The following is a 14,715-nucleotide window of genomic DNA, read 5'->3' as shown; positions in this document are numbered from 1 at the left end:
CCGGACGACGCGCGCCTACTTGCTGCTTTGCAGGATCGCCATGGCCTGGCGTTCCATGAATTCGCCCAGCGTATCGATGCCGCGCAGCTTCAGGATGGTATTGCGCACGGCGGCCTCGACCAGCACCGCCAGATTGCGGCCCGCAGCCACTTGCAGCATGACCTTGCGCACCGGCAGGCCCAGCATGTCCTGCGTGATGTCTTGCAGCGGCAGGCGCTCGAACTTGTCTTGTGCGGTGGCGCGCACCAGGTGCACGATGAGCTTGAGGCGCATCTTGCGGCGTACGGAGGTCTCGCCGAAGATGGTGCGGATATCGAGCAGGCCCAGGCCGCGCACTTCCAGCAGGTTCTGCAGCAGCTGCGGACAGTGGCCTTCGATCATGTTGGGGGCGGTGCGCGAGAACTCCACGGCGTCGTCGGCCACCAGGCCGTGTCCGCGCGAAATCAGTTCCAGCGCCAGTTCGCTCTTGCCCAGGCCGGATTCACCGGTGATCAGCACGCCCAGTCCCAGCACGTCCAGGAACACGCCATGCACGGTGGTGGTGGGCGCCAGTTTCTTGCCCAGGTAGATGCGCAGCAGGTCGATCAGTTGCGCCGCCGCCACCGGCGTGGACAAGAGCGGCACCTGATGCTGGTCGCACTGGTCGATGAGGTCTTGCGGCGGGGTCAGGCCGTCGGCCAGCAGGATCGCGGGTACGCCGCCGATCAGCAGCTCGTCCATGTGGTGCATGCGGCGGCGCAGGTCGAAGCGGGTGTAGTACGCCAGCTCTTCCTGTCCGAACACCTGGATGCGGGACGGGTGGATCAGGTTCAAGTGGCCGACGAGGTCCGCGGCCGACATGCCGTCGTCGGGAATCGCGCGGTCCGCGGCACCCTGGCCGGAAATCCAGTTAAAGGGGATTTTGTCGGCGTTGTCGTCGACGAGTTCCTGCACCGTGAGCATGGCTGCGCTTCCGCGTGGAGTTCAGAGTTGGCCGGTCGTGAGCATCTTATGGACGACAGCGGGATCGGGCTCTGTGGCCAGGGCCTCGCGCAAGGCCTTGTTCGACATGAGCTGCGCCAGTTCGGCCAGGATGTCCAAGTGCTGCTGCGTGGCCGTTTCCGGCACCAGCAGGCAAAGCAGCATCGACACGGGCTGCCCGTCGGGCGCATCGAAAGTGATGGGCTGGGCCAGGCGGATGAAGGCTGCCAGGGCCTGTTCCAGGCCCTTCACACGGCCATGCGGCACCGCCACGCCCTGTCCGAGCGCGGTGGAGCCCAGGCGCTCCCGGGCGAACAGGCTGTCGAAGACGAGCGCGCGCGCCAGGCCATGGTTGTTTTCAAAGAGAAGGCCGGCCTGTTCGAACGCACGTTTCTTGCTCGTTGCGAGCATATCGAGCACGACGTTGCCGGCGGGTAGGATGCGCGACAAATGATTCATCGGATCATTATATGGTTATATGACGCACTGCAATAATCGGCCTCTGAGATGCGTACTCGGCTCGGTCGCATCATGGGGCGGCAAGAGCGACAGCATAGACCGATAGCGGCGGATTGTGGGCATTCTTGCGCCCGGCGGCGAGGGTGGCCCTGGGGAAAGCGTCGGAAACGTGGAAAAACGGAATCGCCGGCGGGGCCGGGAATTGGGGGACAAGGAAGGGGGGTACTGCGGGGGGCACTACAAGGAGGGAAGTTTGCCGATGCCCCAGCCGGACGTTGCGTCTAGCGGGACACCGGGACTCAGGCAGGATTACTAGAATCGCTGTTTAGCTAGTCTCGCAGTGCGAGTGCTCATGAAGCGCGTTACTGCTGGGGTGGCGTTAGATTCGCCGCTTGCCGCTTCACGGACTCCGCCGTGTGACTTCGTACCTTGTCCTTGTGCTTGATGACCTGACGGTCGACTTTGTCAGCAAGAAGGTCTATGGCTGCATAGAGATTTTCATCGGTTGCTTCACAATGAATGTCCTTACCGCTTAGACGCATGGTGATTTCGGCTCTATGCCGCAGGGGCTCTACCGAGAGCATGACCTGGGTATCGATGACGTGATCGAAATGCCGCAGCACTCGCGCCAGTTTGTTCATGACATATTCCCGGATGGCCGGGGTGACGTCGAGGTGACGACCGCAGATGCTCAGGTTCATAGTGTGCTCTCCTTCTAAAAGAGGAAAAAAGGGTGCGCAAAAAGCGCGGCTGATTCGTTAGGCGTTCTCCTTGATTGAGCGGGTTCGTTTAGTACTAGTGTATAGACTCGGGCCGATAAAACAAGCTGACCTAGCGCAAGTTCATGGCATTTTTATGGCTGAGGCCCCAGGGTGCATGCGCCTTTGCGCAGGCGGCGCCTAGGGGTCTTCCCCAGGGCCGCATTACATGCGGAAATGCTCTCCCAGATACACCCGGCGCACGGCGGGATCGCCCACGATTTCGTCGGGGTGGCCGTCGGTCAGGACCTTGCCTTCGCTGATGATGTAGGCGCGGTCGCAGATGCCCAGGGTTTCGCGCACGTTGTGGTCGGTGATCAGCACGCCGATGCCGCGGCCCTTCAGGAAACGCACGATGCGCTGGATCTCGATCACCGCGATGGGATCCACGCCGGCGAAGGGTTCGTCCAGCAGGATGAAGCGCGGGCTGGTCGCCAGCGCGCGCGCGATTTCCACGCGGCGGCGTTCGCCGCCCGACAGGGAGATGGCGGCGTTGCTGCGGATGTGGCCGATCTGCAGTTCTTCCAGCAGCGATTCCATCTGCTCGTTGATCTTGGGCGTGGACAGCGGACGTCCATCCGGCCCCAATTGAAGTTCCAGCACGGCGCGGATGTTCTGTTCCACCGTCAGGCGGCGGAACACGGAGGCGTCCTGGGGCAGGTACGACAGGCCCATGTGCGCGCGCTTGTGGATCGGCATCGAGGTGATGACGGAGCCGTCGATCTCGATGCGGCCCGCATCCGCGGGCACCAGGCCCACGATCATGTAGAAGCTGGTGGTCTTGCCGGCGCCGTTGGGGCCGAGCAGGCCGACCACTTCGCCGCTGACCACGGACAGGGACACGTCCTGCACCACGGTCCGGCCGTTATAGGTCTTGCGCAAGCCGGTTGCGCGCAGGCTGCCCTGCTTGACGCCCGAAGGCGCGGAGGTTACCGGAGTCGGCACTGAAGGTTGGTTCATCGTGGCTGCGAGTGGTGTTGCATGGGAGGCGTTCAACGCCCCTTCTTGGCTGCCTGCTGCTTGCGGCATTCGGCGATGGCCGCATCCGACTTGGCGCGCGGTTCAGCCACCGAACGGACCCGGCCGCCGGCCGCGGCGGAGTTGGGGCCGCCATGGGCTTCGTAGGTGCCGGTCTTCTCGTTGTAGCGTACCCGCTCGCCGCGAATGGTATCGAACGGTTTCCCACAGACGTAGCGGATCACGACCGCCTGGCCGATCAGGTCGAAGGTGCTCTTGGAGCCGTCGTATTCGGCGCGCAGGCCCGTGCCTTCGATGAGTTCGAAGGTTTCCGGGCGTTCCTGGCGGATGGTCACGATCTTGCCCTTGTTGGCGGTGGCCGTGCCGAACTGGTTGCCTTGCGCGTCTTCGTTCATTTCCAGCACGTCGGACGTCAGGGTCATGAGGCCGCGCGTCATGTTGACGTTGCCCGTGAAGACGCTCTTCTTCTTCACGTCGTCGTAGTGCAGGGTGTCCGACAGGATCAGCGTGCTGGGCTCTTCAGCCGGCGTCGCTGCCTTGGGCGCCGGATCCGCGGCATGGGCCGGGGCCAGCGCCGAGGCCGTCAGCAGGATGGCGCCGAGCAAGCGGGTCGTCGGGGCAAGGAGAATCCGGAGGTCGGTCATGGTTTTTTCTGGTCAGTGTTGTTGGCGGGAATTTCGGTCCGGCGTTGCTGCCTGCCTTCGGAACCGGCAATTTCCACATCGGTCGATGCCGAAACCTGCAGTTGGCGCGTTTTGTTGTTGTAGTGCATGCCCGTGCCGTTCATGCGCGAACGGCCCTTGATGACTTCCGCCGGCAGGTCGGTGTAGACCACGTCGTCGTCGGGCAAGATGATCAGCTGCTGGCTGCGCACGTCCAGCAGGTCGTTATTGGCGTCCGGCTGGCGGCGCACGTGGGCGTCGCCGTTCATGACGATGCGCTTGCCGCCTTGCTCCATCACCGCGGTCTTGGAGACAGCCACGGTGATGGGGTTGTCCTCGCGCTGGCCCACGGCGCGCGGCGAGGTCACGTGATAGGAATCGTCATCCGGAAAATGTTCAGCGTAGTCGCCTTCCAGCCGGTTGATGGGCTTGCCGTTCGGGTCGGTGCGCAGCATGATGAAGTCGCGCGACCAGGCGTCCATTTCGTGGGTGACGCGGCGCGGCGGATCCGTCTGGATGGCCCGCTGCGCGTAATCCGCCGCCCACCACGAGCTGGCGACCAGCACCAGCAGCAGGAACAGCGCGATCAGGGATGGAAAACGTTCTTTCATCGGGTCTGCCGCAAGGGCGTATGGGTTGTCCTGGCGATCATTGGATGGCGCCCGGGCCGAGCAGGCCTGGCGCCGCCAGGAAGGCGCCAAGGCGTCCCTGGGCCGCCAGCAGCAGGTCGCAGCATTCGCGCACGGCGCCGTTGCCGCCGGCGTGCGTGGAGACCCAGTGGGCGGCCTGGCTGACGTAGCCCGGCGCGTTCGGCACGCTGGCGGCGAAGCCGGCGCGCTGCAGGGCCGGCAGGTCGATGACATCATCGCCCATGTAGCCGGTCTGGTTCAGTTGGACACCGGAGCGCTGCGCAAGTTCGGCCAGGGCGCCGCCCTTGTCCCGCACGCCCTGGATGACCTCGGCGATACCCAGCTCGGCCGCGCGGCGCGCCACGATGGGGCCGGAGCGTCCGGTCATCAGCGCAACCTTCAGGCCGCCTTCCATCAGCAGGCGCAGTCCGTGGCCGTCCAGCACGTTGAAGCGCTTTTGCAGTTCGCCGTTGTCGCCGTAATAGAGGCTGCCGTCGGTCAGCACGCCGTCCACGTCGAACACCATCAGGCGCACCGCGGCGGCGCGTTCGCGCACGCCGGCGGGGATGCGGGCCAGGACCAGCGCTTCGGCCGGATGCGTCACGGGTACAGAAAGAGTCATAGTCATACCACTTTGGCGGCCATCAGGTCATGCATGTGCAGGGCGCCGAGCAGAACGCCGTCGCTGTCCAGCACGAGCATGTGGTTGAGCCGTTGTTTGTCCATTTGCTGGGCCGCCTCGACGGCCAGCGCGTCGGGAGTGATGCTGCGCGGCGAGCGCGTCATGCCGGATTCGACGGTCAGGCTGCGGATGTCGCCCTGGCGGGCAATCAGTCGGCGCAGGTCGCCGTCGGTGAAGATGCCTAGGGGGCGGCGCTGCGCGTCGGTCACGACGGTCATGCCCATGCCTTTGGCGGACATGACCTCGAGCGCCTGCGATACCGGGGTGCCGGCCATGACGATGGGCAGGGCGTCGCCCTGGCGCATGACGTCGCGCACGTGGGTCAGCAGGCGGCGGCCGAGCGCGCCGCCCGGGTGCGAGCGCGCGAAATCCTGCGGGCCGAAGCCGCGGGCCTCCAGGCAGGCGACGGCCAGGGCATCGCCCAGGGCCAGCGCGGCGGTGGTGCTGGCGGTGGGCGCCAGATTCAGCGGGCAGGCTTCCTGGGCCACGCTGGCGTCCAGGTGGACGTCGGCCAGCCGGGCCAGTTCGGACTGCGGGTTGCCGGTAATGGCGATCAGCTTGGCGCCCATGCGGCGGGCGACGGGCAGGATCGTCAGCAGTTCCTGGCCGGAGCCGGAATAGGAAATCGCGATGAGGACGTCGTCCTGGGTGATCATGCCCAGATCGCCGTGGACGGCCTCGGCGGCGTGCACGAAAAAGGCCGGCGTGCCGGTGGAGGCCAGGGTCGCCGCGATCTTGCGGGCCACGTGGCCGGTCTTGCCGATGCCGCTGACGACCACCCGGCCGCGGCAGGCCAGCAGCATCGCGACGGTCTGCGCGAAGCTGTCGTCCAGCCGGGCCGACAGGTCCATCAGGCCCTGGCATTCGATCTGCAGCGTTCTGCGCGCAGATGCCAGCGCGGTCTCGGACGATGTTGTGGGATGGTCAGTCATACGTGGATTTTAATATCAGTATGCGGGTTTGCCCCCGGAAAGGGCGTATGGCATGCTGGCGGGTCATTTCAACGGCTTTCCAACTTTTTTCCAGGCCCGCTCCATGTCCAGCATTTCCAGCCCCGTTCTTGGCACGCCCCTGTCCCCCTTGGCCACCCGCGTCATGCTGCTCGGGTCCGGCGAATTGGGCAAAGAGGTCATCATTGCCCTGCAGCGGCTGGGCGTGGAAGTCATTGCCGTGGATCGGTACGCCGACGCTCCGGGCCACCAGGTGGCGCACCGGGCGCATGTGGTCTCGATGACGGACCCGCAGGCCCTGCGCAAGGTCATCGAACAGGAACGGCCCCACGTTATTGTCCCCGAAATCGAAGCCATTGCCACCAATTTGCTGGTGGAACTGGAAGCGGCGGGCGTGGCCCGGGTGACGCCGACCGCCCGCGCGGCCCAGTTGACCATGAACCGCGAGGGCATCCGCCGGCTTGCGGCCGAGACCCTGGGACTGCCGACCTCGCCCTACCGTTTTGTCGACACCGAAGAAGAATTGCGCGCGGCCATCGACGGCGGCATCGGCTATCCCTGCGTCATCAAGCCCGTCATGTCCTCCTCGGGCAAGGGCCAGTCCGTGATCAAGAGCGCCGACGACGTCGAGTCCGCCTGGCGCTATGCCCAGGAGGGCGGCCGGGTGGGCGGCGGGCGCGCCATCGTCGAGGGCTTCATCCGCTTCGACTACGAAATCACCCTGCTGACCGTGCGCGCCCGCGGCGCCGACGGCCAGGTCGAAACCCGCTACTGCGAACCCATCGGCCACAAGCAGGTCGACGGCGACTACGTGGAAAGCTGGCAGCCGCACCCGATGTCTCCCGCCGCGCTGCAGCGTTCGCGCGACATCGCGCTGGCGGTCACTTCCAACCTGGGCGGCCTGGGCATCTTCGGCGTGGAGCTGTTCGTGGCCGGCGACCAGGTCTGGTTCTCGGAAGTCAGCCCTCGTCCGCACGACACCGGCATGGTCACCATGATCACCCAGGTCCAGAACGAATTCGAACTCCACGCCCGGGCGCTGCTGGGGCTGCCGGTGGACACCAGTCTGCGCCAGCCCGGCGCCAGCAGTGTCATCTACGGCGGCGTCGAGGCCGCCGCAGTCTCGTTCCACAACGTGGCCGAAGCGCTGGCCGAACCCGGCACCGACATCCGCCTCTTCGGCAAGCCCGAATCCTTCGTCAAGCGCCGCATGGGCGTGGGCCTGGCCGTGGCCGAGGACGTGGCGGCTGCTCGCGCCAAGGCCAAGCGGGTGTCGGCGGCGGTGTCCGTCAAGGCCGGCTAACGCCTTTTTTCCGTTTTCCCTAGCGGCCACCAGCTCACCGGCTGGTGGCCGCTTGCGTTTGTCGGCGGCTTTAGGCAAAGGCCGGAGAAGGCCGTCTGTCACTGCCGCGACATCATGTCTTGAGATCATCCCCCTGCCGCCAGTGTGGTTTGCGCTTTCGCATGGATTGTTTGATAATTTCGGAAGTTCCAGAATTTTCTGAAATCGGTGTAACTGTTTTTATCGGCCAGGACGACGCGTCCTGGTCTTGCCGGCGTAGCGCGATCCATGGCCCTGTCCCCTCAAAACGAACGATTCGTCCTGCATTTCGGCGAAATGGGCAGCCGGTGGGGCGTGAACCGCACGGTCGGCCAGATCTACGCCCTCCTGTTCCTGTCGCCCAAGCCGCTGAACGCCGATGACATCGCCGAAACCCTCGGCTTCTCGCGCTCCAACGTCAGCCTGGGGCTGAAGGAGCTGCAGTCCTGGCGGCTGGTCAAGCTCATGCATCAAGTCGGCGACCGCCGCGACTACTTCGAAACTCCCAAGGACGTCTGGGAGATCTTCCGCATCCTGATGGAAGAAAAGCGCAAGCGCGAAATCGATCCCACGCTGACCCTGCTGCGGGACACCCTGTTGGAACCCCCGTCGGGTCCGGATGAGGCGTACGCGCAACAGCGCATGAACGACATGCTGGAGCTCATCGAACTGTCTACCGGATGGTTCGATGAGGTTCAACGACTGCCGCCAGAAACCCTGCAGAACCTGATGAAGCTCGGTTCGAAAGTGCAGAAGGTGCTGGGTTTCGCCGGCAAATTGCGGGGCAAGGGCTGAGCCTGATCCGCCCCGATTTTTCAGGAAACCTCTATGAAGTTGTATGCAACGCTCGTAACATGGCGCGAGAGACGGCCTGGGAACCATGCCGGTTGCCGCGGCACCTCAACTGCTTGGGAGCGACCCAATGATTGATCTCGACGTCGTAAATCTGTCGCGATTCCAGTTCGCCGCGACCGCGCTCTATCACTTCCTCTTCGTCCCGCTCACGTTAGGCCTGTCGTTCATTCTGGCCATCATGGAAAGCGTGTACGTCATGACTGGCCGCGCCATCTGGAAGCGGATGACGATGTTCTGGGGCACCCTCTTCGGCATCAACTTCGCATTGGGCGTTGCCACAGGCGTCGTGATGGAGTTCCAGTTCGGCATGAACTGGTCCTATTACAGCCATTACGTAGGCGACATCTTCGGCGCGCCGCTGGCGCTCGAAGGGCTGATGGCCTTCTTCTTGGAAGCGACCTTCGTCGGCCTGTTCTTCTTCGGCTGGAACCGCATGTCCAAGGTCAGCCACTTGATCGTGACCTGGCTGGTGGCGTTCGGCACCAACTTCTCGGCGCTGTGGATCCTGATCGCCAACGGCTGGATGCAGAATCCGGTCGGTTCGATCTTCAATCCCGACACCATGCGCATGGAGATGACCGACTTCGCTGCGGTGATCTTCAACCCGGTGGCGCAGGCCAAGTTCGTGCACACGGTCAGCGCAGGCTACGTCGCGGGCGCGATGTTCGTCATGTCGATCAGCGCCTGGTACCTGCTGAAGGGCCGCCACATCGACCTGGCCAAGCGCTCGATGGCGGTCGCCGCCAGCTTCGGCCTGGCCTCGGCGTTGTCGGTCGTGGTGCTGGGGGACGAAAGCGGCTATCTCACCACCGAACATCAGAAGATGAAGATCGCGGCCATCGAGTCCATGTGGCACACCGAGCCGGCCCCTGCGTCCTTCAACCTGATCGCCATCCCCAACCAGGCCGAGCGCAAGAACGACTTCGCCATCGAGATCCCCTACGTCATGGGCATCATCGGCACGCGTTCGCTCACCACGCCGCTGCTGGGCATCGACGACCTGATACGTCGTGCCGAGAATCGCATTCGCGACGGCATGGTGGCGTATGAAGCCTTGCAGAAGATCCGCGCCAATCCCAAGGATGTGGATGCGCGCATGGTCTTTGACAAGACCTGGCCCGACCTGGGCTATGCGCTGCTGGTCAAGCGCTATCAGCCCGACATGAGCAAGGTCACCGAAGACGACATCAAGAAGGCCGCCGTCGATACCGTGCCCAACGTGGCGCCGCTGTTCTGGGCGTTCCGCATCATGGTCGCGGTGGGCATGTATCTGATCCTGTTCTTCGGCGTGGCCTTCTGGCTGGCCTCGCGCGGGCGGCTGGACAGCCGGCGCGGCCTGCTCAAGGTGGCGTTGTGGAGCTTGCCGTTGCCCTGGGTGGCCATCGAAAGCGGCTGGTTCGTGGCCGAATACGGCCGCCAGCCCTGGGTGATCGAAGGCGTGCTGCCGACCTACTACGCGGCTTCCGGCCTGACCATCGTCGACCTGGCCATCAGCCTGACGATATTCCTGGTGCTGTACACGGTGTTGCTGATCATCGGCGTGAAGGTGATGCTGCACGCCGTGAGGAAGGGACCGAAATCCGATGGGCCGGCGCCCGGAGCTGCCGCCGCCGATCCTGTGCACGCTGCCGTGCGGGCCTGAAGGAGAGACAGCGATGGATACTCTTATTCCTTTCGACTACGGCACGCTGCGCGTGGTCTGGTGGGTGCTGCTGGGCGCATTGCTCATCGGCTTTGCCGTCATGGACGGCTTTGACCTGGGCGTGGCTGCGCTGCTGCCGGTGGTTGCCAAGACCGACGCCGAGCGCCGGGTGGTGATCAACGTGGTGGGACCGGTCTGGGAAGGCAACCAGGTCTGGCTCATCACCGCGGGCGGCGCCATTTTCGCGGCATGGCCCTTGCTGTACGCCGCGTCGTTCTCCGGGTTCTACCTGGCGATGATGCTGGTGCTGATCGCGCTGATCCTGCGGCCGGTCGGCTTCAAGTACCGCAGCAAGATGGAAGGCACCAGCTGGCGCAACCGCTGGGACGGCGTGCTCTGTTTCTCGGGCGTGGTGGCCTCGCTGGTGTTCGGCGTGGCCATGGGCAACATCATCCTGGGCGTGCCGTTCACGTTCGATCCGGTGACCCTGCGTCCGATCTACGAAGGCCACTTCTACCAGTTGTTCATGCCGTTCGCGCTGTTGGCCGGCGTGCTCAGCGTGGTGATGTTGGCCATGCATGGCGCCGTACTGCTGGCCTGGCGCACCGAAGATCCGATTTCGTCGCGTGCCCGCAACTGGGGCAGGCTGTGCGCCTTGCTGACCGCGGCGTTGTTCGCGGCGGGCGGGTTCTGGGTGGCGGGCGGCTTGCCTGGCCATGTGATCACCAGCGCGGTGGACATGGCCGGCCCGTCGGATCCGATGCTCAAGACCGTGGCGGTGCAGAACGGCGCCTGGATGGCCAACTACGCGAAATGGCCGCTGATGTGGATCGCGCCTGCGCTGGGCGTGGGCGGCGCCGTCCTGGTGGCGCTGCTGCTGAGCGTGCGCGCCAACGTGCTGGCGTTTCTGGCCTCGTCGGTGTCGATCGCCGGCGTGATTCTGACGGTGGGCTTTTCGCTCTTCCCGTTCATCATGCCCTCGTCGACCAAGCCGCAGGCCGGCCTGACCATTTGGGACGGTTCGTCCAGCCACTTGACGCTGTGGATCATGGTGATCGCGGTCGCCATCTTCCTGCCCATCGTGACCGTCTACACCGCCTGGGTCTACCGCGTCATGCGCGGCAAGGTCACCCATGAATCGGTCGGCGACACGCCCAACTCATACTGATAAAGGAGCCTCCACCATGTGGTATTTCTCGTGGATACTCGGTCTGGGCCTGGCGTGCGCCTTCGCCATCCTCAATGCAATGTGGTTCGAGCTGCGCGAGGGTCATACCCATGATCCGCGCGCCAGCCGCGACGACGAGTGAGCGGCGGCGCTAGCAGCCTCGAGCACGATCCCTCGGCAACCCTGAACAAACCGCCGCGCGAACAGTCGCGGTGGTTGATGGCGCTCGCCAAGACGGCCAGGCTGCCGCTGATGCTGGCGGGCGCCGCGCCCCTGGTCAGCGGCGCCCTGCTGGTGGTGCAAGCCTGGCTGCTGGCCAGCGTGCTCGATGCGGCCATCGTCAGGCAGGCGCCCCGGCAGGAGCTGCTGGGCGACATCCTGGCCATCGCGGGACTCATGCTGGTGCGCGCCTGCATCACCTGGGCGGGCGAGCGCGCAGGCGCGGACGCGGCCGAGCGTATCAAGCGCCATGTGCGACTGTCGCTTTTCCGGCGTTTGGTGCAGAAGGGGCCGTACTGGAGCCGAGGGCAGGCGTCGGGAGAACTGGCGAGTGCGGTGGTGGACCAGGTCGAGGCCCTGGACGGGTTTTTCGCCAAGTACCTGCCCGCCATGGCGGCGGCCGCCATGCTGCCGGTTGCCTTCTCGGTGGTGCTGCTGCCGATGGACGTGATTGCCGGGCTGGTCCTGCTGATCACGGCGCCGCTGATTCCCTTGTTCATGGCCCTGGTGGGCTGGGGCGCCCAAGGCGCAAGCCGCCGCCACCTGCGCGCCTTTGCGCGCTTGTCGGGCTTCTTTGCCGATCGGCTGCGCGGTCTGTCCACCCTGAAACTCTATGGCCGCGCGGAGGCCGAAGCCGAGTCCGTCGTGGCGGCCAGCGACGCGTTGCGCCAACGCACGATGTCGGTGCTGCGCATCGCCTTTCTTTCATCGGCGGTGCTGGAGTTCTTTGCGGCGCTGGGCGTGGCCGGGGTGGCGGTCTATATCGGATTGACCTACCTGGGATTCCTGGACCTGCGCTGGTCGCCGCTGACCCTGCAGGCTGGGCTGTTCTGTTTGCTGATGGCGCCAGAGGTCTATGCGCCGTTGCGCCAGTTCGCGGCGCACTATCACGACCGTGCGGCGGCGCTCGCGGCAGTTTCGCAGATCTCCCTGCTGTTCGATGGCTTGCCGCAGGCCGGCGATGCTGCAACCAGTGGCGTGCCTGGCGCAGGCAAGGCCGCCGCAGATCCCGGACACGTTCGCGAACGCCGTGCTGCGGGCGCGGCCCTTGTCATTGCGGGCTTGAATCTGGACGCGCCCGGCCGCAGCCAGGCGGTGCTGACGGATGCCAGTCTGGCGCTGGCGCCGGGCGAGCATGCCGCGCTGATGGGCCCCAGCGGCATCGGCAAGTCCTCCCTGATCGAGGCGGTCGCACGCCTGCGTCCGTTCCAGGGCGACATCAGCGTCGACGGCGTGCCCTTGCCCGATTGGGGCGAGGCGGCGCTGCGCCAGCGCGTGGCGTTGATCGGGCAAAAGCCGCAGTTGCTGACAGGCTCCATCGCCGACAACATCCGCCTGGGCCGTCCCGACGCTTCCGATGCCGAGGTGCAGGCCGCCGCGCGCCGCGCCTGCGTGCTGGAGTTCGCCGAGGCCTTGCCGCAAGGGCTGGCGACGCAACTGGGCGGCCGCGGGCACGGCCTGTCCGGGGGCCAGGCGCAGCGCGTCGCGCTGGCGCGTCTGTTCCTGCGCGATCCGGGCTTGATCCTGCTGGACGAACCCACGGCGCATCTGGACGAAGCCACGCAGGCGCGCGTGCTGGACGAGATCCTGGCTTTCTCCGCCGGCCGCACCTTGCTGCTGGCGACGCACGCGCCCGCGGTGGCGGCCCGGCTGGGTCGGACGTTGCGAGTGGTTGGCGGAAAAGTGGAAGACGCATGAAGAACCTGTTGTTGCTCCTGCCGCTGTATGCGCGCCGTAAAAGCGGGCTTTTGCTCGCATTGTTCTGCGCGCTGGCGACCGTGGCCGCCGGCGTGGGCCTGCTGGGCGTGTCGGGCTGGTTCCTGACCGGCGCGGCGCTGGCGGGGGCGGGCGGCGCGTTCAATCTGTTTGCGCCATCGGCGCTGGTGCGCGGCCTGTCGTTCCTGCGCATCGTGGCGCGTTACGCCGACCGCGTGGTGGGCCATTCCGCCACGCTGCGCCTGCTGGCTGACCTGCGCGCGAAAGTGTTCTCGGCGTTGATCCGCCTAACGCCGCGGCAATTGGCGCGCTATCGCGACGGCGATCTGGTTGCACGCATGACGGGCGACGTAGATGCGCTCGATACGGTTTTCCTGTTTGTGGTGGCGCCCTTGGTTACCGCCATCCTGGCGGGTGCGGTGTTGACCGCGGTGTTGGGATCGTGGGTGCCCGCGGCCGCGCTGGCGCTGGCCCTGGCCTTGCTGGTTGCATGCGTGCTGGTGCCCTTGTGGCTGCTGCGCGCCGCGCGCAAGCCCGGCGCGGCGGCCCAGGAGAGCGCGGCGGGACTGCGCGCGGCGACGCTGGACGCGGTGGAAGGGCATGCCGACATGGTGGCCCTGCACGCGCAGGCGCAGACAGCCGCGCATTTCGAGCGTCTATGCGAAGCCACCGCGCTCGCCCGCCGCAGCCAGGCGCGGGTGGCGGCGCGGGGACAGTTCTTCCTGCAGGCGGCCGCCGGCGCATCGGTGCTGGCTTTGCTCTGGTTCGGCCTGGACACGCTGGAGGGAGGGCGCATCGAAGGCCCCACGCTGGCCGGGTTGTTGCTGGCGGTCATCGGAATTTTCGAAGTGGCTGGCCCGATCATGCGGGGCGCATCGCGCATGGGCTCGGCCATTTCGGCGGCGGGACGCATCCGGGAAGTCACGCAAAGCGAGCCGGACATGCAGGATCCGGCAGCGCCCAGCGTCTTGCCCGACAGCGGCGTGCTGGAGCTGGACGGCGTGCGCTTTGCCTATTCCGCCCGAGGAACGTCCGCGAGTCCGCCCGTGCTCGACGGCGTCAGCCTGCGTGTGGCGCCCGGCGAGCGGATCGCCATCGTGGGGCCCAGCGGCGCGGGCAAGTCGACCCTGCTGCACCTGCTCCTGCGACTGGAGGATCCGCAGGCGGGGCAGGTGCGTTTCGGCGGCTGCGATGCGCGCGTCTGTACACAGGCGGATTGGCACCGGCGCATCGCGCTGCTGTCGCAGGATGCTCCGGTATTCCTGGGAACCCTGCGCACCAACCTGCTGATCGGCGATCCCAAGGCGGACGACGCCGCCCTGTGGCGCGCGCTGGACGCCGCGAGGCTGGGCGACTTCGTGCGCGGCCTGCCGGATGGCCTGGACACCTGGGCGGGGGAGACGGGTTCGCAGCTGTCGGCCGGGCAGGCGCGTCGCTTGTGCCTGGCGCGTGCGCTGTTGTCGCCGGCCGCGGTCATTGTGCTGGACGAGCCGACGGCTGGTCTGGACGCCGAGGCCGAAGCGGCATTCTTCAGCGATCTGGCGGGCGCGGTGCAGGGACGCGCCGTGGTGCTGGCCACCCACGCGGCGTTGCCCGCAGGGGCGGTCGATCGCCGCTACGCGCTGCAGGACGGCCGGCTACAGCAATGTGAATTGTCATCGGGGGCGGCAACCCTGGCTTAAGCGCGGTTGCGAGGTTATAGTTCGCCTTGCTTCA

Annotated in this window: 15 protein-coding genes; 7 read left to right on the top strand and 8 right to left on the bottom strand. The window is 65.9% G+C overall.

All coding sequences use genetic code 11. The features are described 5' to 3' along the window. Positions 1-15: 15 nt before the first annotated feature. The 8 genes from hprK to N5C88_RS23125 form a co-directional block, all read right to left on the bottom strand. A complete protein-coding gene (gene hprK / locus N5C88_RS23160) occupies positions 16-942 on the bottom strand; it encodes an HPr(Ser) kinase/phosphatase (RefSeq protein ID WP_013396727.1) in 927 nt (308 codons plus the stop codon). 21 nt (positions 943-963) lie between these two features. Further along, positions 964-1,419: a PTS sugar transporter subunit IIA gene (locus N5C88_RS23155; protein WP_006389881.1), complete on the bottom strand. Its 456-nt coding sequence runs from the start codon at positions 1,417-1,419 to the stop codon at positions 964-966. Between the two features lie 362 nt (positions 1,420-1,781). Continuing rightward, on the bottom strand, positions 1,782-2,120 hold the full coding sequence (gene raiA / locus N5C88_RS23150; protein ID WP_013396726.1) for a ribosome-associated translation inhibitor RaiA: 339 nt from the start codon (positions 2,118-2,120) through the stop codon (positions 1,782-1,784). Positions 2,121-2,342: 222 nt separating this feature from the next. Continuing rightward, positions 2,343-3,137, bottom strand: coding sequence for an LPS export ABC transporter ATP-binding protein (lptB, locus tag N5C88_RS23145; RefSeq protein WP_054457765.1), 795 nt, complete (start codon positions 3,135-3,137; stop codon positions 2,343-2,345). 32 nt (positions 3,138-3,169) lie between these two features. Next, positions 3,170-3,799: a lipopolysaccharide transport periplasmic protein LptA gene (gene lptA, locus N5C88_RS23140; protein ID WP_059378291.1), complete on the bottom strand. Its 630-nt coding sequence runs from the start codon at positions 3,797-3,799 to the stop codon at positions 3,170-3,172. Then, entirely contained in the window at positions 3,796-4,428 is a 633-nt protein-coding gene (gene lptC, locus N5C88_RS23135; protein ID WP_059378289.1) for an LPS export ABC transporter periplasmic protein LptC, read from the bottom strand. Before lptC ends, lptA begins: the two co-directional genes overlap by 4 nt. Before the next feature lie 37 nt (positions 4,429-4,465). After that, positions 4,466-5,074 carry an HAD hydrolase family protein gene (locus tag N5C88_RS23130; RefSeq protein ID WP_118933591.1) on the bottom strand — a complete coding sequence of 203 codons (609 nt, stop codon included), beginning with the start codon at positions 5,072-5,074 and terminating at the stop codon, positions 4,466-4,468. Next, entirely contained in the window at positions 5,071-6,060 is a 990-nt protein-coding gene (locus N5C88_RS23125; protein WP_280016322.1) for a KpsF/GutQ family sugar-phosphate isomerase, read from the bottom strand. The genes N5C88_RS23130 and N5C88_RS23125 overlap by 4 nt, the downstream gene beginning before the upstream one ends. Positions 6,061-6,163: 103 nt before the next feature. On the opposite strand from N5C88_RS23125, the gene purT reads away from it, so the two are divergent. The 7 genes from purT to cydC all read left to right on the top strand — a co-directional run bounded on the left by purT (position 6,164) and on the right by cydC (position 14,681). Further along, positions 6,164-7,381, top strand: coding sequence for a formate-dependent phosphoribosylglycinamide formyltransferase (gene purT / locus N5C88_RS23120; protein WP_059378356.1), 1,218 nt, complete (start codon positions 6,164-6,166; stop codon positions 7,379-7,381). Between the two features lie 267 nt (positions 7,382-7,648). After that, positions 7,649-8,194, top strand: a complete 546-nt coding sequence (locus tag N5C88_RS23115; RefSeq protein ID WP_059378283.1) for a GbsR/MarR family transcriptional regulator — start codon at positions 7,649-7,651, stop codon at positions 8,192-8,194. A 127-nt stretch (positions 8,195-8,321) separates the two neighbouring features. Continuing rightward, a complete protein-coding gene (locus N5C88_RS23110) occupies positions 8,322-9,896 on the top strand; it encodes a cytochrome ubiquinol oxidase subunit I (RefSeq protein WP_059378281.1) in 1,575 nt (524 codons plus the stop codon). A 13-nt stretch (positions 9,897-9,909) separates the two neighbouring features. Next, positions 9,910-11,064 (top strand): cytochrome d ubiquinol oxidase subunit II, encoded by a 1,155-nt coding sequence (gene cydB / locus N5C88_RS23105; protein ID WP_059378278.1) that lies wholly within the window; start codon positions 9,910-9,912, stop codon positions 11,062-11,064. A gap of 16 nt (positions 11,065-11,080) precedes the next feature. Then, positions 11,081-11,206 (top strand): cytochrome bd-I oxidase subunit CydX, encoded by a 126-nt coding sequence (gene cydX / locus N5C88_RS23100; protein WP_043546919.1) that lies wholly within the window; start codon positions 11,081-11,083, stop codon positions 11,204-11,206. A 77-nt stretch (positions 11,207-11,283) separates the two neighbouring features. Continuing rightward, positions 11,284-12,981 carry a thiol reductant ABC exporter subunit CydD gene (cydD, locus tag N5C88_RS23095; RefSeq protein WP_280016329.1) on the top strand — a complete coding sequence of 566 codons (1,698 nt, stop codon included), beginning with the start codon at positions 11,284-11,286 and terminating at the stop codon, positions 12,979-12,981. Then, positions 12,978-14,681 (top strand): thiol reductant ABC exporter subunit CydC, encoded by a 1,704-nt coding sequence (gene cydC, locus N5C88_RS23090; protein WP_280016321.1) that lies wholly within the window; start codon positions 12,978-12,980, stop codon positions 14,679-14,681. The genes cydD and cydC overlap by 4 nt, the downstream gene beginning before the upstream one ends. The last annotated feature ends 34 nt before the right edge of the window (positions 14,682-14,715 follow it).

It is taken from the genome of Achromobacter sp. GD03932 (assembly GCF_029839485.1).
In the GTDB taxonomy this organism is placed as follows: domain Bacteria; phylum Pseudomonadota; class Gammaproteobacteria; order Burkholderiales; family Burkholderiaceae_B; genus Achromobacter; species Achromobacter bronchisepticus_A.
This window is presented reverse-complemented; position numbering and strand designations above follow the sequence as displayed.

Excerpts from the sequence above, each read along its gene's own strand:
- N5C88_RS23110 (WP_059378281.1), top strand. The coding sequence starts at position 8,322 with ATGATTGATCTCGACGTCGTAAATCTGTCGCGATTCCAGTTCGCCGCG.
- N5C88_RS23130 (WP_118933591.1), bottom strand. The coding sequence starts at position 5,074 with ATGACTATGACTCTTTCTGTACCCGTGACGCATCCGGCCGAAGCGCTG.
- raiA (WP_013396726.1), bottom strand. The coding sequence starts at position 2,120 with ATGAACCTGAGCATCTGCGGTCGTCACCTCGACGTCACCCCGGCCATC.
- lptC (WP_059378289.1), bottom strand. The coding sequence starts at position 4,428 with ATGAAAGAACGTTTTCCATCCCTGATCGCGCTGTTCCTGCTGCTGGTG.
- lptB (WP_054457765.1), bottom strand. The coding sequence starts at position 3,137 with ATGAACCAACCTTCAGTGCCGACTCCGGTAACCTCCGCGCCTTCGGGC.
- N5C88_RS23115 (WP_059378283.1), top strand. The coding sequence starts at position 7,649 with ATGGCCCTGTCCCCTCAAAACGAACGATTCGTCCTGCATTTCGGCGAA.
- cydC (WP_280016321.1), top strand. The coding sequence starts at position 12,978 with ATGAAGAACCTGTTGTTGCTCCTGCCGCTGTATGCGCGCCGTAAAAGC.
- purT (WP_059378356.1), top strand. The coding sequence starts at position 6,164 with ATGTCCAGCATTTCCAGCCCCGTTCTTGGCACGCCCCTGTCCCCCTTG.
- N5C88_RS23125 (WP_280016322.1), bottom strand. The coding sequence starts at position 6,060 with ATGACTGACCATCCCACAACATCGTCCGAGACCGCGCTGGCATCTGCG.
- hprK (WP_013396727.1), bottom strand. The coding sequence starts at position 942 with ATGCTCACGGTGCAGGAACTCGTCGACGACAACGCCGACAAAATCCCC.
- lptA (WP_059378291.1), bottom strand. The coding sequence starts at position 3,799 with ATGACCGACCTCCGGATTCTCCTTGCCCCGACGACCCGCTTGCTCGGC.
- cydX (WP_043546919.1), top strand. The coding sequence starts at position 11,081 with ATGTGGTATTTCTCGTGGATACTCGGTCTGGGCCTGGCGTGCGCCTTC.
- cydB (WP_059378278.1), top strand. The coding sequence starts at position 9,910 with ATGGATACTCTTATTCCTTTCGACTACGGCACGCTGCGCGTGGTCTGG.
- cydD (WP_280016329.1), top strand. The coding sequence starts at position 11,284 with ATGGCGCTCGCCAAGACGGCCAGGCTGCCGCTGATGCTGGCGGGCGCC.
- N5C88_RS23155 (WP_006389881.1), bottom strand. The coding sequence starts at position 1,419 with ATGAATCATTTGTCGCGCATCCTACCCGCCGGCAACGTCGTGCTCGAT.